Annotated in this window: 14 protein-coding genes; all 14 read right to left on the reverse strand. The window is 62.1% G+C overall.

What is annotated here, in order from left to right; genetic code table 11:
* The 14 genes from K5554_RS11400 to fliD all read right to left on the reverse strand — a co-directional run bounded on the left by K5554_RS11400 (nt 1) and on the right by fliD (nt 15,454).
* The gene (locus K5554_RS11400; protein ID WP_221038584.1) at nt 1–492 is read right to left on the reverse strand and encodes a DUF4330 domain-containing protein; all 492 of its coding nucleotides are present in this window, start codon (nt 490–492) and stop codon (nt 1–3) included.
* Nucleotides 476–1,621: a glycosyltransferase gene (locus K5554_RS11405; RefSeq protein WP_221038585.1), complete on the reverse strand. Its 1,146-nt coding sequence runs from the start codon at nt 1,619–1,621 to the stop codon at nt 476–478. The genes K5554_RS11400 and K5554_RS11405 overlap by 17 nt, the downstream gene beginning before the upstream one ends.
* A 36-nt stretch (nt 1,622–1,657) precedes the next feature.
* On the reverse strand, nt 1,658–2,071 hold the full coding sequence (locus K5554_RS11410) for a hypothetical protein (RefSeq protein WP_221038586.1): 414 nt from the start codon (nt 2,069–2,071) through the stop codon (nt 1,658–1,660).
* A 625-nt stretch (nt 2,072–2,696) separates the two neighbouring features.
* Nucleotides 2,697–3,801 (reverse strand): peptide chain release factor 2 gene (gene prfB / locus K5554_RS11415; RefSeq protein ID WP_221038587.1). Its coding sequence is split into 2 segments (ribosomal slippage): nt 2,697–3,725 and nt 3,727–3,801, totalling 1,104 coding nucleotides; the frame shifts between segments, so codons are not numbered across the junction.
* A gap of 55 nt (nt 3,802–3,856) precedes the next feature.
* Nucleotides 3,857–6,505, reverse strand: coding sequence for a preprotein translocase subunit SecA (gene secA / locus K5554_RS11420; protein ID WP_221038588.1), 2,649 nt, complete (start codon nt 6,503–6,505; stop codon nt 3,857–3,859).
* Between the two features lie 200 nt (nt 6,506–6,705).
* Nucleotides 6,706–7,386 carry a hypothetical protein gene (locus K5554_RS11425; protein WP_221038589.1) on the reverse strand — a complete coding sequence of 227 codons (681 nt, stop codon included), beginning with the start codon at nt 7,384–7,386 and terminating at the stop codon, nt 6,706–6,708.
* A 406-nt stretch (nt 7,387–7,792) separates the two neighbouring features.
* Entirely contained in the window at nt 7,793–8,323 is a 531-nt protein-coding gene (gene hpf / locus K5554_RS11430) for a ribosome hibernation-promoting factor, HPF/YfiA family (RefSeq protein ID WP_221038590.1), read from the reverse strand.
* Nucleotides 8,324–8,996: 673 nt separating this feature from the next.
* On the reverse strand, nt 8,997–9,719 hold the full coding sequence (locus tag K5554_RS11435; RefSeq protein WP_221038591.1) for an amino acid ABC transporter ATP-binding protein: 723 nt from the start codon (nt 9,717–9,719) through the stop codon (nt 8,997–8,999).
* On the reverse strand, nt 9,706–10,365 hold the full coding sequence (locus tag K5554_RS11440) for an amino acid ABC transporter permease (RefSeq protein ID WP_221038592.1): 660 nt from the start codon (nt 10,363–10,365) through the stop codon (nt 9,706–9,708). The genes K5554_RS11435 and K5554_RS11440 overlap by 14 nt, the downstream gene beginning before the upstream one ends.
* 102 nt (nt 10,366–10,467) lie before the next feature.
* Complete coding sequence (locus K5554_RS11445; RefSeq protein WP_221038593.1) at nt 10,468–11,319, reverse strand: basic amino acid ABC transporter substrate-binding protein; 852 nt, start codon at nt 11,317–11,319, stop codon at nt 10,468–10,470.
* 998 nt (nt 11,320–12,317) lie between these two features.
* Nucleotides 12,318–12,626, reverse strand: coding sequence for a zinc-ribbon domain containing protein (locus K5554_RS11450; RefSeq protein WP_221038594.1), 309 nt, complete (start codon nt 12,624–12,626; stop codon nt 12,318–12,320).
* Between the two features lie 371 nt (nt 12,627–12,997).
* Complete coding sequence (locus K5554_RS11455; protein ID WP_221038595.1) at nt 12,998–13,492, reverse strand: hypothetical protein; 495 nt, start codon at nt 13,490–13,492, stop codon at nt 12,998–13,000.
* On the reverse strand, nt 13,479–13,895 hold the full coding sequence (gene fliS / locus K5554_RS11460; protein ID WP_255565391.1) for a flagellar export chaperone FliS: 417 nt from the start codon (nt 13,893–13,895) through the stop codon (nt 13,479–13,481). The genes K5554_RS11455 and fliS overlap by 14 nt, the downstream gene beginning before the upstream one ends.
* A 119-nt stretch (nt 13,896–14,014) precedes the next feature.
* Nucleotides 14,015–15,454, reverse strand: a complete 1,440-nt coding sequence (gene fliD / locus K5554_RS11465; protein ID WP_221038597.1) for a flagellar filament capping protein FliD — start codon at nt 15,452–15,454, stop codon at nt 14,015–14,017.
* Nucleotides 15,455–15,460: the final 6 nt, after the last annotated feature.

Below are 15,460 nucleotides of genomic sequence, written 5' to 3' on the forward strand. Positions count from 1 at the left end.
TCACTCCTCCACCTTTACGCTCAGCACCGTGGTATTGACGGCAAATTTCAGTCCCTTCACGGCCAGGGAGGCACCCACCCGCATCTCGTAACCGCCCATGAGGATCACGTTGGGCGTCACCTGCCCCGGCCCGCGGACGGTCAGGTACACGTCCTTCTTAAAAGGAGATTCCGCCTGGGCCAGGCGGCCGTCCGCGGTCTCTACTTCCTTGAGCGCCGGACGCACTTCCTTTTTCACCAGTTTCCCGAGCACGGCGTTGGACTTGGTATTAAGAACATTTTCCCCTTCCTGCATGGCGTCCGCCGTGGCCTGGCGGACGTCCTCCACCACCAGCACCGCCTCCACCGGCTTGGCCGTGCTGGGATTCACCGCCCGAAGCAGCCGGGAGCGCAGCCCCAGCCGCGCCGCCACCAAGAGCACCAGGAGCAGCACCGCCAGGTCAATGATGTTGATGCGGCCGAACAGCCGTCCGCGGTCATCTAGCCAGGGCATCTGTAGACCTCCCTAAAACCTGGTAGTAAACCTTCTCCACCTCCGCCGCCATGCGCGGCAGGGAAAACTCCTCCAGGGCAACCCCGCGGCCGAACTCGCCCAGCTGCGCGGCATAGTTCGGGTTTTTCAGCACGCGCTCCACCGCCGCCGTGATCAGGTCCGCCCGCGTCGGCTGCTCTGTGCCCCGGCCGCTGAAGTTGTGCCGCTTGGCCAGGTCCAGGTTCTCCGGCGTAAGAAGCCCCATGAAGCCCGCCTCGCCCGCCACCACCACCGGCTTGGCCGAGGCCATCCCCTCCAGGATCACCCGGCCCACGCCGATCACCACCGTCGCCGGAGCGATCAGGGCGGCCGTGTCGGTACGGGCACCCGTCACCAAGATAGCGCCCGTCTTAAAGTCCTGGTTCACCTTTTCCGCCCAGCGCCGCACCTCGGACAGCTTGTCGCCCTCGCCCACGATAAAGGTCTTCAGGTTGGGACAGCGGCGTAGCAGCTCCGGCACCGCCTCGATCACGCGCAGGGCAATCTCCCCGCGCGCCCCGCTCAGGCGGCTTATGTACACCACCTTCGGGTCGGCGGGCGCCAGGTGAAACTCCGTCAAAACCGGCTCCGGATCGGCCGCGGGGGCAAAGCGCGCCGTGTCCACCCCGTTGGGGATCACGGTGACGCAGTCCGTTTCTACGCCGAAGTTTTTCACCAGGTGCGTTTTGACGTCGCTGCTCACCGCGATCACGTGCCGCCCCCAGGCGGTGAAGGCCCGCATGCCCAGGTTGGCGCTGTAGATCCCGTGGGCCGTGGTCACCAGGGGCCGCCGCGTCACCAGGGAGACAAAGTGCCCCACCCAAGCGGGAATGCGCGCGTGGGCGTGGATCACGTCGATCTTTTCCTCGTTCACCAGCCGCGCCATCAGGTGGAAACCCCGCAGCATGTCCCACGGGGCACGGCTGTGCAGCGGCACCTGGAAGTGTTTTATGCCGGCCTTCAGCAGCTCCTCCTCCAGGCAACCGCCCTGGGAGGCCACCACCACCCGGTGGCCGCGCTTTTTCAGTTCCTGCGCCAAGCCTACCACGTGGGTCTCAGCGCCGCCCGTCTCCAAGGTCATCAGCGCCAGCAGCACGTTCAGCCCGGGCATCTTTGTTCCCCTTTCCTCGCCGCTTGCCACCATTACTTACTCTACCGTCGCCCCGCCCCGCGCCAGGATGACGGCCGGCGTCAGCGCCTTGAGGCCGCGCCCGTCCCCGCGCGGGATGAGGAGCAGGTGATTGACCGGCACCGCCTCGCCGGCCTGGATGTCCCGCCCGGCCGTCAGGTCGGCCAGGCCGCCCTGCGGGCTGGTCACCGCTGCAGCCCGGCCGGCCCGGAGGATAAGCTCCGTCCCGGCCGCGGCGCGCACCGTTTGCCCGCTCTCAAGCTCCAGCACCTGCAGCACCGCCAGCCTGTCCACGTAGCTTTTGGCCACCAGCGGGTCGGCATCGCTGCCCGGCTCGGGCGCCGCCGCCCCCACCAGGTGCCCTGCGACCGTCCCCGCCCCGGCCAGGGCGGCTGCCAGGAGCAAAGCTCCCACCAGATACCAGCGTTTCACCTTCCACCCTCCTTACGCCGTCGCCTGCATTCTGTGATCTCCCCACCCTCGGTACACCCGATCAGCGTGAGAAACGTACTTCGGGCTGCCAGGGGGACAGGTCGGGCATGGGGACGGGTTGGGCATGGGGACAGGTTGGGCCCTCATCTCAACCCTGGATTGCCAACCTGTCCCCCATTCCATCCTGGATTGCCGACCTGTCCTTCCTGCGCCGGTGATCCCAGCTTACACGGCACACCCACCTCCCGGCAGCAACGTCTCCCAGGTTGCCATGGGGACAGGTCGGGCATGGGGACAGGTTGGGCCCTCGCCTCAAACTCCGAATTGCCAACCTGTCCTTCCTGCGCCGGTGATCCCGGCCACACGGCACACCCGCCTCCCGAGACCGACGCCCCCCAAGGTTGCCATGGGGACAGGTCGGGCATGGGGACAGGTTGGGCCCTCATCTCAACTCTGGATTGCCAACCTGTCCCCCATTCCATCCTGGATTGCCAACCTGTCCTTCCTGCGCCGGTGATCCCAGCTTACACGGCACACCCACCTCCCGACAGCAACGTCTCCCAGGTTGCCATGGGGACAGGTTGGGCCCTCGCCTCAACTCCGAATTGCCAACCTGTCCCCATACCTAATTAACCTGGCTTCTCAGATACGCCTTGATAAACGGGTCCAGCTCGCCGTCCATCACCGCCTGCACGTTGCCCATTTGCTCGCCGGTACGGTGGTCCTTCACCAAGGTATAGGGTTCGAAGATGTACGATCGGATCTGGCTCCCCCAGGCGATCTCCTGCTGCTCCCCGCGCAGGGCGTTGAGCTTGGCCTCTTCCTCCTTGCGCTTGAGGTCGAAGAGCCGGGCCTGCAGGATGCGCATGGCCGTGAGGCGGTTGGCGTGCTGGGAGCGCTCGTTCTGGCAGGTGACCACAATCCCCGTGGGCAGGTGGGTGATGCGCACGGCGGAATCGGTCTTGTTCACGTGCTGGCCGCCCGCCCCGCCGGAGCGATAGGTGTCGATCTTCAGGTCCTCCGGCCGGATCTCCACCGCCATGTCCTGGTTTACTTCTGGGATCACGTCCAGGGAGGCAAAGGAGGTGTGGCGCCGGCCGGCCGCGTCGAAAGGCGAGTGGCGCACCAGCCGGTGCACCCCGCGCTCGCCCTTGAGGTACCCGTAGGCGTTGGGCCCGCTCACCAGGAAGGTGGCGCTCTTGATACCGGCCTCTTCGCCCGGGAGCACATCCCAGAGCTCCACCTTAAAGCCGCTCTTTTCCGCCCAGCGCGTGTACATCCTGAGCAGCATCTCCGCCCAGTCCTGGGCCTCGGTACCGCCGGCGCCGGCGTGGAGGGAGAGGATGGCGTTCAGGCGGTCGTAGGGGCCGGCCAGCAGCGCCTCCAGGTGCAAATCCTCGTAGTTCCGCTTGAGCTCGGCCAGCCCCGCCGCCACCTCGTGCGCCGTCTCGGCATCCTCCGCCTCCGCGCCCAGCTCGCAGAGGACGGCAAGGTCCTCTGCCTCTTTGGCCAGCGCCCGGTAGCGCTCCACCCTTTCCTTGAGGGCGGAAAGCTCCGGCATCACCTTCTCCGCCCGCGCCGGGTCGTCCCAGAAGCCAGGCTTGGCTATTTCCGCTTCCAGTTCGCGGATGCGGGCCTCTTTGCCTGCGATGTCAAAGAGAGACCCCCATTTCGCGGATGCTGTCCTCCAGCACGTTCAGCTCGCGCTTCAGGTCTTCATAAAGCAGCATTACCATCACTCCCACTCGATCCTTCTTCGCAGGTTTGAGAAAAACAGTGAAAAGTTTATACCTGACCCCGGCCGCAGCATTTCTTGTACTTCTTGCCGCTGCCGCAGGGGCAGGGGTCGTTGCGGCCGATCTTTTTGCCCTGGCGCCGGAAGGGCTGCCGCGGGCCGCTTTCGTCCCCGGCATTGGTGCTCACGTTGCGGAAGGCGCTGCGGCGCTCGGGCGCGCGCCTCTCCTTTTCCACGCGCACCTTGTAAAGGTAGCGCACGGCGTCCTCCTGGATGCGGGCCACCATGCCCTGGAACATCTCGTAGGCCTCGCGCTTGTACTCCACCAGCGGATCGTGCTGGCCGTAGGCCCGAAGACCGATACCCTCGCGCAGGTCGTCCATGTTGTCCAGGTGCTCCATCCACTTGCTGTCGACGACGCGCAGCAGCACCACCCGCTCCAGCTCGCGCAGGGTCTCGAGGCCCATTTCGGCCTCGCGCGCGGCGTAAAAGGCCTCAGCCTTCTCCTTGAGAAAGTCGCCCAGCTCGGCGCGCGTCTTACCGCTCAGGTCGGCCTCGCTGAGCATCCGCGGCGGGAAGAAGGTCTGCTCCAGGGCCGTCAGGAGCCCCTTCAAGTCCCACTCGTCCGGCACCACGTGCTCGCTGCAGTAGGTGGTGAGGAGGTCGTCGATCACGGCACGCGCCATGGTGAGGATGGTGTCGCGCAGGTTTTCGCTGGTGAGCACCTCGCGCCGCTGCTGGTAAATCACCTCGCGCTGGGTGTTCATTACGTCATCGTATTCCAGGAGCTGCTTGCGGATGTCGAAGTTCTTGGCTTCGACCTTCTTCTGCGCGTTCTCCACCGCCCGCGAGAGCAGGTTATGCTCGATGGGCTGGTCTTCCTCGAGGCCCAGCCGGTCCATGATCTTGGAGATGTTGTCGCCCCCGAAAAGGCGCAGCAGGTCGTCCTCCAGGGAGAGGTAAAAGCGCGAGGAGCCTGGGTCGCCCTGGCGGCCGCTGCGGCCGCGCAGCTGGTTGTCGATGCGCCGGGCCTCGTGCCGCTCGGTGCCTATGATGTGCAGGCCCCCCAACGCCACCACCTGCTCGTGCTCGGCGTCGGTCTTTTTCTTCATCTCCTGGTAGACGGCCTGGTAGGTCTCCCGGTCCACTTCCTGGGGATCTTTGCCCTGGCGCACCAGTTCGGCGCGGGTAAGGAAGTCCGGATTGCCGCCCAGCAGGATGTCGGTGCCGCGGCCGGCCATGTTGGTGGCGATGGTCACCGCCCCCAGGCGCCCGGCCTGGGCCACGATCTCGGCTTCCTTTTCGTGGTACTTGGCGTTGAGCACCTGGTGCGGGATACCGCGGCGCTTAAGGAGCGCACTCAGGCGCTCCGACTTCTCAATGGAGATGGTGCCCACCAGCACCGGCTGGCCGCGCTTGTGGCACTCGGCAATTTCGTCCGCCACGGCGTTAAACTTGGCAGCCTCCGTTTTGTACACCACATCCGGGTGGTCCACGCGGATCATCGGCTCGTGGGTAGGGATCACCACCACGTCCAGGCCGTAGATCTTGCGGAACTCGTCCTCCTCTGTAGCGGCCGTGCCCGTCATGCCGGCCAGCTTCTTGTACATGCGGAAGAAGTTCTGGAAGGTGATGCGCGCCAGGGTCTGGCTCTCGGTCTCGATCTTGACGCCTTCTTTGGCCTCAATGGCCTGGTGCAGCCCGTCGCTGTAGCGGCGGCCGAACATGAGGCGGCCGGTGAACTCGTCCACGATGATCACCTGGCCGTCCTTCACCACGTAGTCGCGGTCCCGCTGCATCAGGGTGTGGGCGCGCAGGGCCTGCATCAGGTAGTGGGCCAGGTCGCCGCCCAAGCTTTCATCGTACAGGTTGGGCACGCCCAGCATGCGCTCCACCTTGGCCACGCCGGCCTCCGTGGGCGCCACTGTGCGCGCCTTCTCGTCCACCGTGTAGTCTTCCTCCGGCTTCAGGTGCGGGACGATGCGGGCGAATTTGTAATAGAGGTCGGTGGACTGCTCGCCCTGCCCGGAGATGATGAGCGGCGTGCGCGCCTCGTCGATGAGGATGCTGTCGACTTCGTCCACGATGGCGTAGTTGAAGTCGCGCTGCACCATCTGTTCCTTATAGAGCACCATGTTGTCGCGGAGGTAATCGAAGCCGAACTCGTTGTTGGTGCCGTAGGTGATGTCCGCGCTGTAGGCCCGGCGCCGGGCGGCAAAGTCCAGGTCGTGGACGATGAGGCCGACGGAAAGGCCGAGGAACTTGTAGACGGCCCCCATCCACTCGCTGTCGCGCTTGGCCAGGTAGTCGTTCACCGTGACGATGTGCACGCCCCGGCCGGTGAGCGCATTCAGATAGGCCGGGAGCGTCGCCACCAGGGTTTTACCTTCACCGGTCTTCATCTCGGCGATGCGCCCCTGGTGGAGCACAATCCCACCCATGATCTGCTCGTCGAAGTGCCTGAGACCCAGGGTACGGCGGGACGCCTCCCGCACCACCGCGAAGGCCTCCGGGAGCAGGTCCTCCAGCGTCTCCCCGGCGGCCAGGCGCTCCTTGAATTCGGTCGTTTTGCCTTTGAGCGCCTCGTCCGACAGGGCCTGCACCTGAGGCTCATAGGCGTTTACTTCTTCCACCTGCCGGGCAAGCTTACGTACTTCACGTTCGTTATCGTCAAAGATTTTCTTGAGTAACCCGATCATCAAAACACCCTCTTTATGGGTCTCTCAGCGGCAGCAATGAAACCAGGGCGCCCCTTCCTCCGTAAGCGCCGTCTCTTTATTTTAGCATTTCGCCCGCGTCAAGACAATAGAAAAGGCGCCCGCGCGGGGCGCAGCTCCCAGGCACGCTCAATCACCGCCGCAAGCGGAGAGTGCGATCGCCATGGGGACAGGTCGGGCCCTTATCTCAACTCCGGATTGCCGACCTGTCCCCCACTCCTATTAGCCCCAGGCAGGCATTTCTCCACCGCCTTGAGCGTGGCCTGCGCCACACCCATGGCCATGTCCCCCGGGATAAAGCTGGCCCCGGCCAGGCTCTCCTCGCGCGCCGGCGTCACCGCCGCCACGGTCACCACCGCCACCGGGCGCTCGCCCACGTCGAGGAGCCGCAGCCCCTCCAGCGCCAGCGCCACCTCGCCCTTCAGGTACTGCTCCACGGCGCTCAACGTCGCTACGGCCACCAGGCGCAGGCGGTTGTGCGTGGCCGCCGCCCCCTGCGCCTCGCCGGTAAAGAGCTCTCCCTCTATCTCCAGGCCCACGCTGCAGCTGGCGCGGGCCCCGCTCACCTTCACATTGACATCCACCACGCGCACCCAGGCGGCCGCCCCCGGCAGCCCCGCCTCCCAATCCAGCTGCGCGACACTCACCTTTTTGTGATCGATGGGAAGGTTAAAGTGCGCCATGAACGCGGATTCGATGTCCCGGACGATCTGCTTGGGGCTGCGCCCTGCCCCGGCCAGCACGTGGATCTCCTGAATGGCGCTTGTCTCGTCGAGAACCACACGGGCCGAGATTACGTCCCGTATCTGGCGCAGGATGCCCTCCAGCTCTGCTGCCGAAACCCCTTTTTTGATGTCGGGCAAAGTTCTTCCTCCATTCTCTTCTAAGTTGCAGGCATCATCCCCGGGCCGCGCACAAGAAAATGGTGGCATACAAACGGCTCTGGCATTGCTGTCGGACAAGGAGGGAGAAGCAAGAAAAAGGCCGAAGGAAACCCACGTACAGAATAATCCATGTAATTTACCTACCTGCTATTATTTTCGACCTCAGAGAGATTTTTCCTGCTATGCCTGTAACCCGGGACAGGCACGGGCCAATATATTTGTAGTGTTGTATAGTGTCAGAAAGCAAGGCCGGCCCCGCGCCCCCGGGCGGCGCGGCGGCCGGCTCGCCTACGTTCTTATCAAGTTAGGCCGGTCGTCACCGCCGTGCGGGAAACAGGCCGGCGGGTCGGCCTCGGCGGCCGTGCCGGGTGCCCGCACGAGCTTCTTAACGCAGCGGCTCGATGAGCCCGTAGTTCCCATCGCGCCGGCGGTAGACCACGTTCACCTCTTCCGTTTCGGCGTTGCGGAACACGAAGAAATCGTGACCCAAAAGGTTCATCTGGAGGAGGGCCTCGTCCACCGGCATAGGCTTTACGGCGAAGCGCTTGGTGCGCACCAGGTGCGGCTCTTCTTCATCGGCCGGGCGCCCGCCGACTCCGGCGGCCAGGTCCAGGACGCTGCCGTTTTTCACTTTACGGGCGAGGCGGGTTTTATACTTTTCAATCTGCTTCTCCAGCTTTTCAATCACCATGTCGATGGAGGCGTACATGTCGCCGCTGGCCACTTCGCCCCGGAGCAACCGGCCGCCCACCGGCACCGTCACCTCCACCATGTGCCGGTCCCGTTCCACCCCGAGCGTTACCGTGGCTTCTGTAATGTCGTCCAGGAGTTTCGGGAGCTTGCCCATTTTCTTTTCGACATAGTCGCGCAAGGCAGGCGTGATTTCGATGTTTTTCCCGCGGACAGTGATCCGCATCCTGACCACTCCTTTCTACGCGAAAGCCTGCGTGCGTGGGGCCGCACGGCAACCCGATTCCCGTAGGAAACGTCTCCCGGGTTGCCATGGGGACAGGTCAGTCCTCACGGCAAACTCACCTGCCGGAAGAAACGTACCCTGGGTTGCCAGGGGGGACAGGTCGGGCCCTCGTCTCTACCCCGAATTGCCGACCTGTCCTGCTTGCGCCGGTCATCCCGGCTACACGGCACACCCACCTCCCGACAGAAACGTCTCCCGGGTTGCCATGGGGACAGGTCAGTCCTCACGGCAAACTCACCTGCCGGAAGAAACGTACCCTGGGTTGCCATGGGGACAGGTCGGGCCCTCGTCTCTACCCCGAATTGCCGACCTGTCCTGCTTGCGCCGGTCATCCCGGCTACACGGCACACCCACCTCCCGACAGAAACGTCTCCCAGGGTTGCCATGGGGACAGGTCGGGCCTCACGGCAAACTCACCTGCCGGAAGAAACGTACCCTGGGTTGCCATGGGGACAGGTCGGGCCCTCGTCTCAACCCTGAATTGCCGACCTGTCCCCATACCGCTAAACAGACCTGTCCCCATACATTATTCCCCGCGCCCGAGGAAAATCCTTCCCGCCCCGCGCAAACCAAAAGGGCCTTCGGTGAGCTTCCGAAGGTCCGAAGGTCCAGCTTAGAGGATTTTGCTTAAAAACGCCTGGGTGCGCTCATTCTGCGGGTTCTGGAAGATGGCGGCCGGTTTGCCTTCCTCGACGATCTTCCCGTCGTCCATAAACAGCACCCGGTCACCCACCTCGCGGGCAAAGCCCATCTCGTGGGTCACCACCACCATCGTCATCCCGTCGCGGGCGAGCTGCTTCATCACATCCAGCACCTCGCCGATCATCTCCGGGTCGAGCGCCGACGTGGGCTCGTCAAAGAGCATCACCTTCGGCTGCATCGCCAGCGCCCGGGCGATGGCCACGCGCTGCTGCTGCCCCCCGGAAAGCTGCCGCGGGTAGGCGTCCGCCTTCTCGGAAAGCCCCACCTTCGCCAAGAGGTCGCGGGCGATCTCCTCCGACTCCGCTTTCCCCATTTTGCGCACCTTCTGCGGCGCCAGGGTGATGTTATCCAGCACCGTCATGTGCGGGAAGAGGTTGAAGGACTGGAACACCATCCCCACCTCCTGCCGCACCCGGTTGATGTTGGTGGCCGAGTGGTTGAGCTTGATCCCGTCCACCACAATCTCGCCCTCGCTCGGCTCCTCCAGGTAGTTGATGCAGCGAAGGAGCGTCGACTTGCCCGAACCGCTCGGGCCGATGATCACAACAACCTCGCCTTGGTCCACCTTATTCGTAATGCCTTTAAGGACGTGCAGGTGCCCGAAGTGCTTGTGCACATTCCTAAGCTCGATCACCTGTACCCAACCTCCTCTCCGCCCGCCGCACCACTTGGCTGAGGGACAGCGTAAGGATTAGATAGATAACGCCTACGGTGATGTAAATAGGAAACGGCTCTACCTTGCGCCCCACCATCATCTGCCCGTAGCGCATGAGCTCCGGCACGGCGATGGTGGACATGAGGGCCGAATCCTTAAGGAGCGTAATGAATTCGTTGCCCAAGGCCGGCATGATGTTGCGGAAGGCCTGGGGCAGGATAACGTAGCGCATGGACTGACCAAAGGTCATACCCAGGGAACGTGCCGCCTCGCGCTGGCCGCGATCGATGGACTGGATGCCGGCGCGCACAATCTCCGAAACATAGGCGCCGCTGTTGATGCTGAAGGCCAGCCAGCCGGCGAGCTCCGGGGGGAGATTTACGCCCGTCACCTGCGGCAGCCCGTAATACACCAGGAAAAGCTGCACCATAAGCGGCGTGCCGCGGATAACCTCCACGTAAAAGGTGGCGATGCCATAGATTACGGAGTTCTTGGACAGGCGCGCCATGCCGCCGAAAGTACCGATCATAAGTCCAGTAAGAACGGAAAGAAACGTGATCAGAATGGTGACGCGGACGCCGATCAAAAGGAGCGGCATTATCTGCGGGACTACTCCCCAATCCATACCTTGTCAATTTCTCCTCTCCCCAGGATGACAAAGAGACACACGACGGCCGGCGGGCAAAGCGCCCGCTGGCCGCCACCTGTGCTCCCCGGTGGTAGTGCTTTACTTAAACCACTTATCGTAAATCTGCTGGTAGGTGCCGTCTTCCTTGAACTTCTTGAGGGCGGCGTTGATCTTGTTCAGGAGATCGGTGTCCTCCTTGCGCAGGGCGATACCGGTGTACTCGGCCACGAACGGCTTGTCGCTCACCAGCTTAACCTTGTCGGCGTGCTTGTTGGCGTAAGGCACGCCCACCGGCAGGTCCACCACCACGGCGTCCAGGTTCCCGTTCTGCAGGTCCAGGAACGCCTGCGGGTAGTTGTCGTAGCGCTTGATCTCCTTGATGTCCACCTTTTTGCCTGCGTACTCACCGGTGCCTTCCTGCATGCGGGTCAGGACCTCATCGGCGGTGGTGCTGATCTGCACGCCGAGCTTCTTGCCGGCGAAGTCCTTCTCACTCTTGATCCCATCGTAGTCCTTGCGAACCATAATCACCTGGCCGGCCTCAAAGTACGGGTCCGAGAAGTTCATCTTCTCTTTGCGCTCGTCGGTGATCGTTACGCCGGAGATGATCACGTCGTACTTCTTGGCGAGCAGCCCGGCGAAGATCGTCTCCCAGGCCACATCGGTGAACTCCACCTTCATCCCCAGCTCCTTGCCCAGGGCGTTGGCCAGGTCGACATCGAAGCCTTCAAACTCTCCCTTGTCGTTCACACTTTCAAAGGGTGGGAACGCCGCGTTAAAACCTACCCGGAGCACCGGCTGCTCCGCCGGCTGCTGCGCCTGGCCCTGCTCCGCCGGCTGACCGCCCTCCGCCGGCTTTTGCGGCTCCGCCGCCGGCTTCGAGCTGCAACCCGTCACCAGAAGCGACACCGCCAGGAGAACAACCAGGCCGAGAGTGAAGAACTTTTTCACCACTTGAACCCCCTGTCCGCGTTATTGCCGTCCTTCATGTTCATCATTATACACGCCGAGGCATAATGTTACAAGTCCCAATTTCAGCCGTGTTGTGCGCCTACGCTCCGCTGCCTCATCAGTATGCATCTTTATGCATATTTATGCCGGTGCCTCTCCCTGAGCTTCGACTCTCACCGGTCCCCGTTCGGCCCCGATGGCCCGCGTGTGCCGGCTGCCCGCTGCGCGGACAGGTGCAGCGCCTTATGTCACCTGCGGCACCGGCTACAGACCCGGTTGCATGCTCCTACGGTCCCTATGCCTGCACCGGCGGGCCACTTTCCTGTGGATAATGTGGATAAACCTGTTGAAAACTTCCGCCTCAGGGGCTTGTCCTGTGGGCAAACCTGGGGAGAGCTCCGCGCACCGTGTCGAAGTCCCACGAACGGTCCCGGTCCCTGTCGCCTATTGCCGTGGGAGTTGCCGACCTGTCCTATCCTGCGCCGGTCCCCACTGCGCACACGCACACCCACCTGCCGAGAGCAACGGATCCTGGGTTGCCATGGGGACAGGTCGGGCCTCACGGCACACCCACCTTCCGACAGAAACGTACCCTGGGTTGCCATGGGGACAGGTCGGGCATGGGGACAGGTCGGGCCCTCAATGGTCACCCTGGATTGCCGACCTGTCCCCCACTCCTATCCCCGAATTGCCGACCTGTCCCACCCTGCGCCAGTTCCTACTACGCACACGGCACACCTACCCGCCGAAAGTAACGGATCCTGGGTTGCCATGGGGACAGGTCGGGCCCTCGTCTCCTCCCCAGATTGCCGACCTGTCACCTCTCCGGAAGCCTTTGTGCAACTCCACGGCACACCCGACTTCCAAAAGAAACGCCTCCAGGGTTGCCATGGGGACAGGTCGGGCCCTCGTCTCTACCCAGAATTGCCGACCTGTCCCCTCTCCTCTAATACAAAAACCCGGGCACCACCTGCCCGGGTAATTTGTCCTTCGTCCGGTTACCTCACGTTGGCCGCCCGCATTGCTTCATAGCACTCGCGGCAGTACACAGGGCGGTCGTTGCGCGGCTTAAAGGGCACCTGGGTGGGCTGGCCGCAGTTCGCACACACAGCGTCGTACATCTCCCGCGGGGGCCTGCCAGCGCCAGTACGGTTGGCATTGGCCTGCTTGCGCGCCTGTCGGCATTCGCGGCAGCGCGAGGGCTCGTTGGTGAAGCCCTTCTCCGCATAAAACTCCTGCTCACCGGCCGTAAACACGAACTCTTTGCCGCAATCCCGACAGGTTAGCACTTTGTCCTCAAAGGCCATGCGAAAAAATCCCCTCACTTTGGATTGATTACCATAGCTTAGCTGACCTGGTCTTTGCCCCCACACCCGCCTGCTGGAAGTCTCGCTCCGGGCCTTCGCCCCTCACTACTCCTTCTCTCCGGGCCGCTCGGAAAGCCCTGTTCAGAACCGGCCACCCTCCGGTCCTCAGGCCCCTCCCGCGCTCCCGGGCAGGACTTACCCCTAAGCCGCCCCATGCTCAGCAGTCCTTCAACTGCCTTACGTGGATCGTTTCGCCCGCGGCTGGCATCGATTTGCAACCACAGACCTAAGCCATTGGTAGCCTCATTATAGAGCAGCTGGCAGAAAAAAGCAAGCTGTTTTGGGAAGATTTTGAGCCTGACCCCTTCTTCTTATCCACGCGAATCGATGAAGCGTCCTTCGCCCGTTACATCCTTCGGCCGGTACTGGAAGGCTGTGTGCCGGAGCTTGACCAACTGTTCCATGTCTCCCTGGAGCTTGCGTTTAAAGCCTGTCAGTGCCTCTACCAACTCCGTGTTAAGAGCAAGTGCCCGTTCCAAGGCGCCGAGCCGCCCTTCATAGGCCGCCTTGAGTTCCTCTTTCCAAAGGGCCGGCGCTGCACCCAAAAGCCCGCCCGGCCCCGCAGCGGTGCGCCCCAGCGCCAGTCTAAGGGTCCCTGCCTGCTTCTCCAGCTGTTCTGACTCGGCCATCAGTTTAGCGCGATCGGCCAAGGCACCCAGAGCCGTCTCAAGGGCACCTTCCTTGATGGCGGTAAGCGCTGCTTCAGTACATGCGACCATCTGATCGGTAATAGTCTTCTGGTTATGCCAGAATTTAGCCAAGTTGCTCCAGCCGTCTTGGGCGGGAGCCGCTTCAGCGGCCGCCAACGTTGAGACCTCCTCCGGCAACAGGGCCAGCTACACCCTGGTGCATCACCTCAGCCCATGCTTCGCGTAAGCCGGATAGAAGCGTCACTACCTCGGCGGCCGGCTGGGGATCACGTTTGATGTTGGCTTCTATCAGGCGACGGGACATGTAGTCGTACAGGCGGTAGAGATTGAGCGCCACGCTCCCCGCATCGAGGTCCAAAGAACTCGTAAGTTCGGCCACCATATCCTGCGCCTTAAGCAAAGCCCGGTGGGCTTCCTCTGTCCGCCCGGCCTTCAGCGCCTCGCTTCCATCGCGCGCCAGTCGAATGGCTGCATCGTACAGCATGAGTAGCAACTGGCCCAGCGAGGCTGTATTCACCTGAGTCTCCTGATATCTGGCATAAGGGTTTTCCCCCAACACGTCTGCATTCCTCCAAATACACTGCTTGCCCGTTCAGTCGTCTCAACTGCATAATCCACCTGTTGACCAGTTCAACCCTGATATGCCGCCTGTCCGAGCGAACCCGCACGCCTTACCCATCAACTCCCCAGGGTTTTGAGCTGTCCCGCCAGCCACTCTCCTTGGGCCTGCGCCTGGGACAGTATGACTTCCAGTTGCGTGAATTGCCGCCGCAGGTTGTCCTCCCGCAGTGCCAGCCGCTGATCCATCCGGTCGATTTGGTCTTGAAGGTCCTTGATTTGCGCGTCCAGTGAATTTTCGCGGGACGTGATGAGGCCGGTCGTGTCACTGGAGGTCACGCGCTGAAGGTAGCCATCCAAGCGGGTAGCTACACCGTCGGTCTGCGAGGTAAATAAAGAAACTACGGCACCGGGGTCCTGGGTGAGCGCGTCTCTCAGCTTCGCTTCGTCCAGCGTCAGCGTTCCGTCTGCGGAAACACCAGTCCCTATAGCTCCTGTGCTTATTCCTATGTCCGCTAAGCTGTTCAATGGGCCCGTGGCCGAGGTAACTGGGTCAGTAACCAAGCGGCGTAGCTGTGCCTGAATACCCTGCAAGCCGCTGTCGCCCAACAACACTCCTGCTTCCTTGGTTGCCGCGTTGTAGGACATCTTTTCCTTGATCGCGTTCCAGGTGGTATTGTATTGATCCACAAAGGCTTTTACAGCATCTACTACCTTTTGCGTATCAGCAGCAACAGTGACGGTAGTGCCTTCGTAACCCTCCCAAGTGCCTGCCGTTCCAACAAGTTTACTTACACCAACGAGATCAATAGTTACCCCGTTTATGACATCGGTCAAGTTATTGCTAGAGCGCGTTATCTTGGCACCGTCAACATAGAAAATAGCATCCTTGCCGCTCACGACATATGCCTCAGTATCATTTACCGGATAATCTGCGGTGGTAGGATTCAATAAGCCAAGTTTATCCCACACGTTCCCATTCCCAACATTACCATTTAAAGTAATGTCTGAAGCGGCACCAGTTTGATTCGCCGTGATTACAAGCCGGTTGTCTACCACCGAGGCAGTCACTCCTACTGCGGCCGTGTTGTTAATCTTAGCCGCCAGGGCGTCCAGGGTATCACCGCTCGTGACACCGGTAATGCTCTTGCCGTTAATAGTGATAGTTAAGTCTGTTACTCCTAAATCGGCAAGCGTAGTTGTTGCACTGCCCACCCGCACCGACCACTTGCGTTGGGCAGTAGCCAGTTGCTGGACTTTGAAGGTATACGTCCCCAGCGCTGCCGTTGATCCTGCCGCAACTTTTACTACCTGCTCGTTACTAGACGAAGCAGCTTTGCTCAAGAACGTACTCTCGAGCTTCAGGTCTGCCAGTTTGCTCTGCAAGGTAGACAGACTGGTGCGGATCTGCCGCCAGGCGTCCTGCTTGGCTTTCAGCTGGTCCTCTTTCCCTTGTAGCAGGACCAGCGGACGCCGTTCGATCTCCATGAGCTTGTTGATTATATCCGTTGTATTTAGCCCTGAAGCCAGGCCGTCAAAGGTTATGGGACTTAAGGACATGGTCTT

The sequence above is a fragment of the Gelria sp. Kuro-4 genome (assembly GCF_019668485.1).
In the GTDB taxonomy this organism is placed as follows: Bacteria; Bacillota; DTU030; order DUMP01; family DUMP01; genus DUMP01.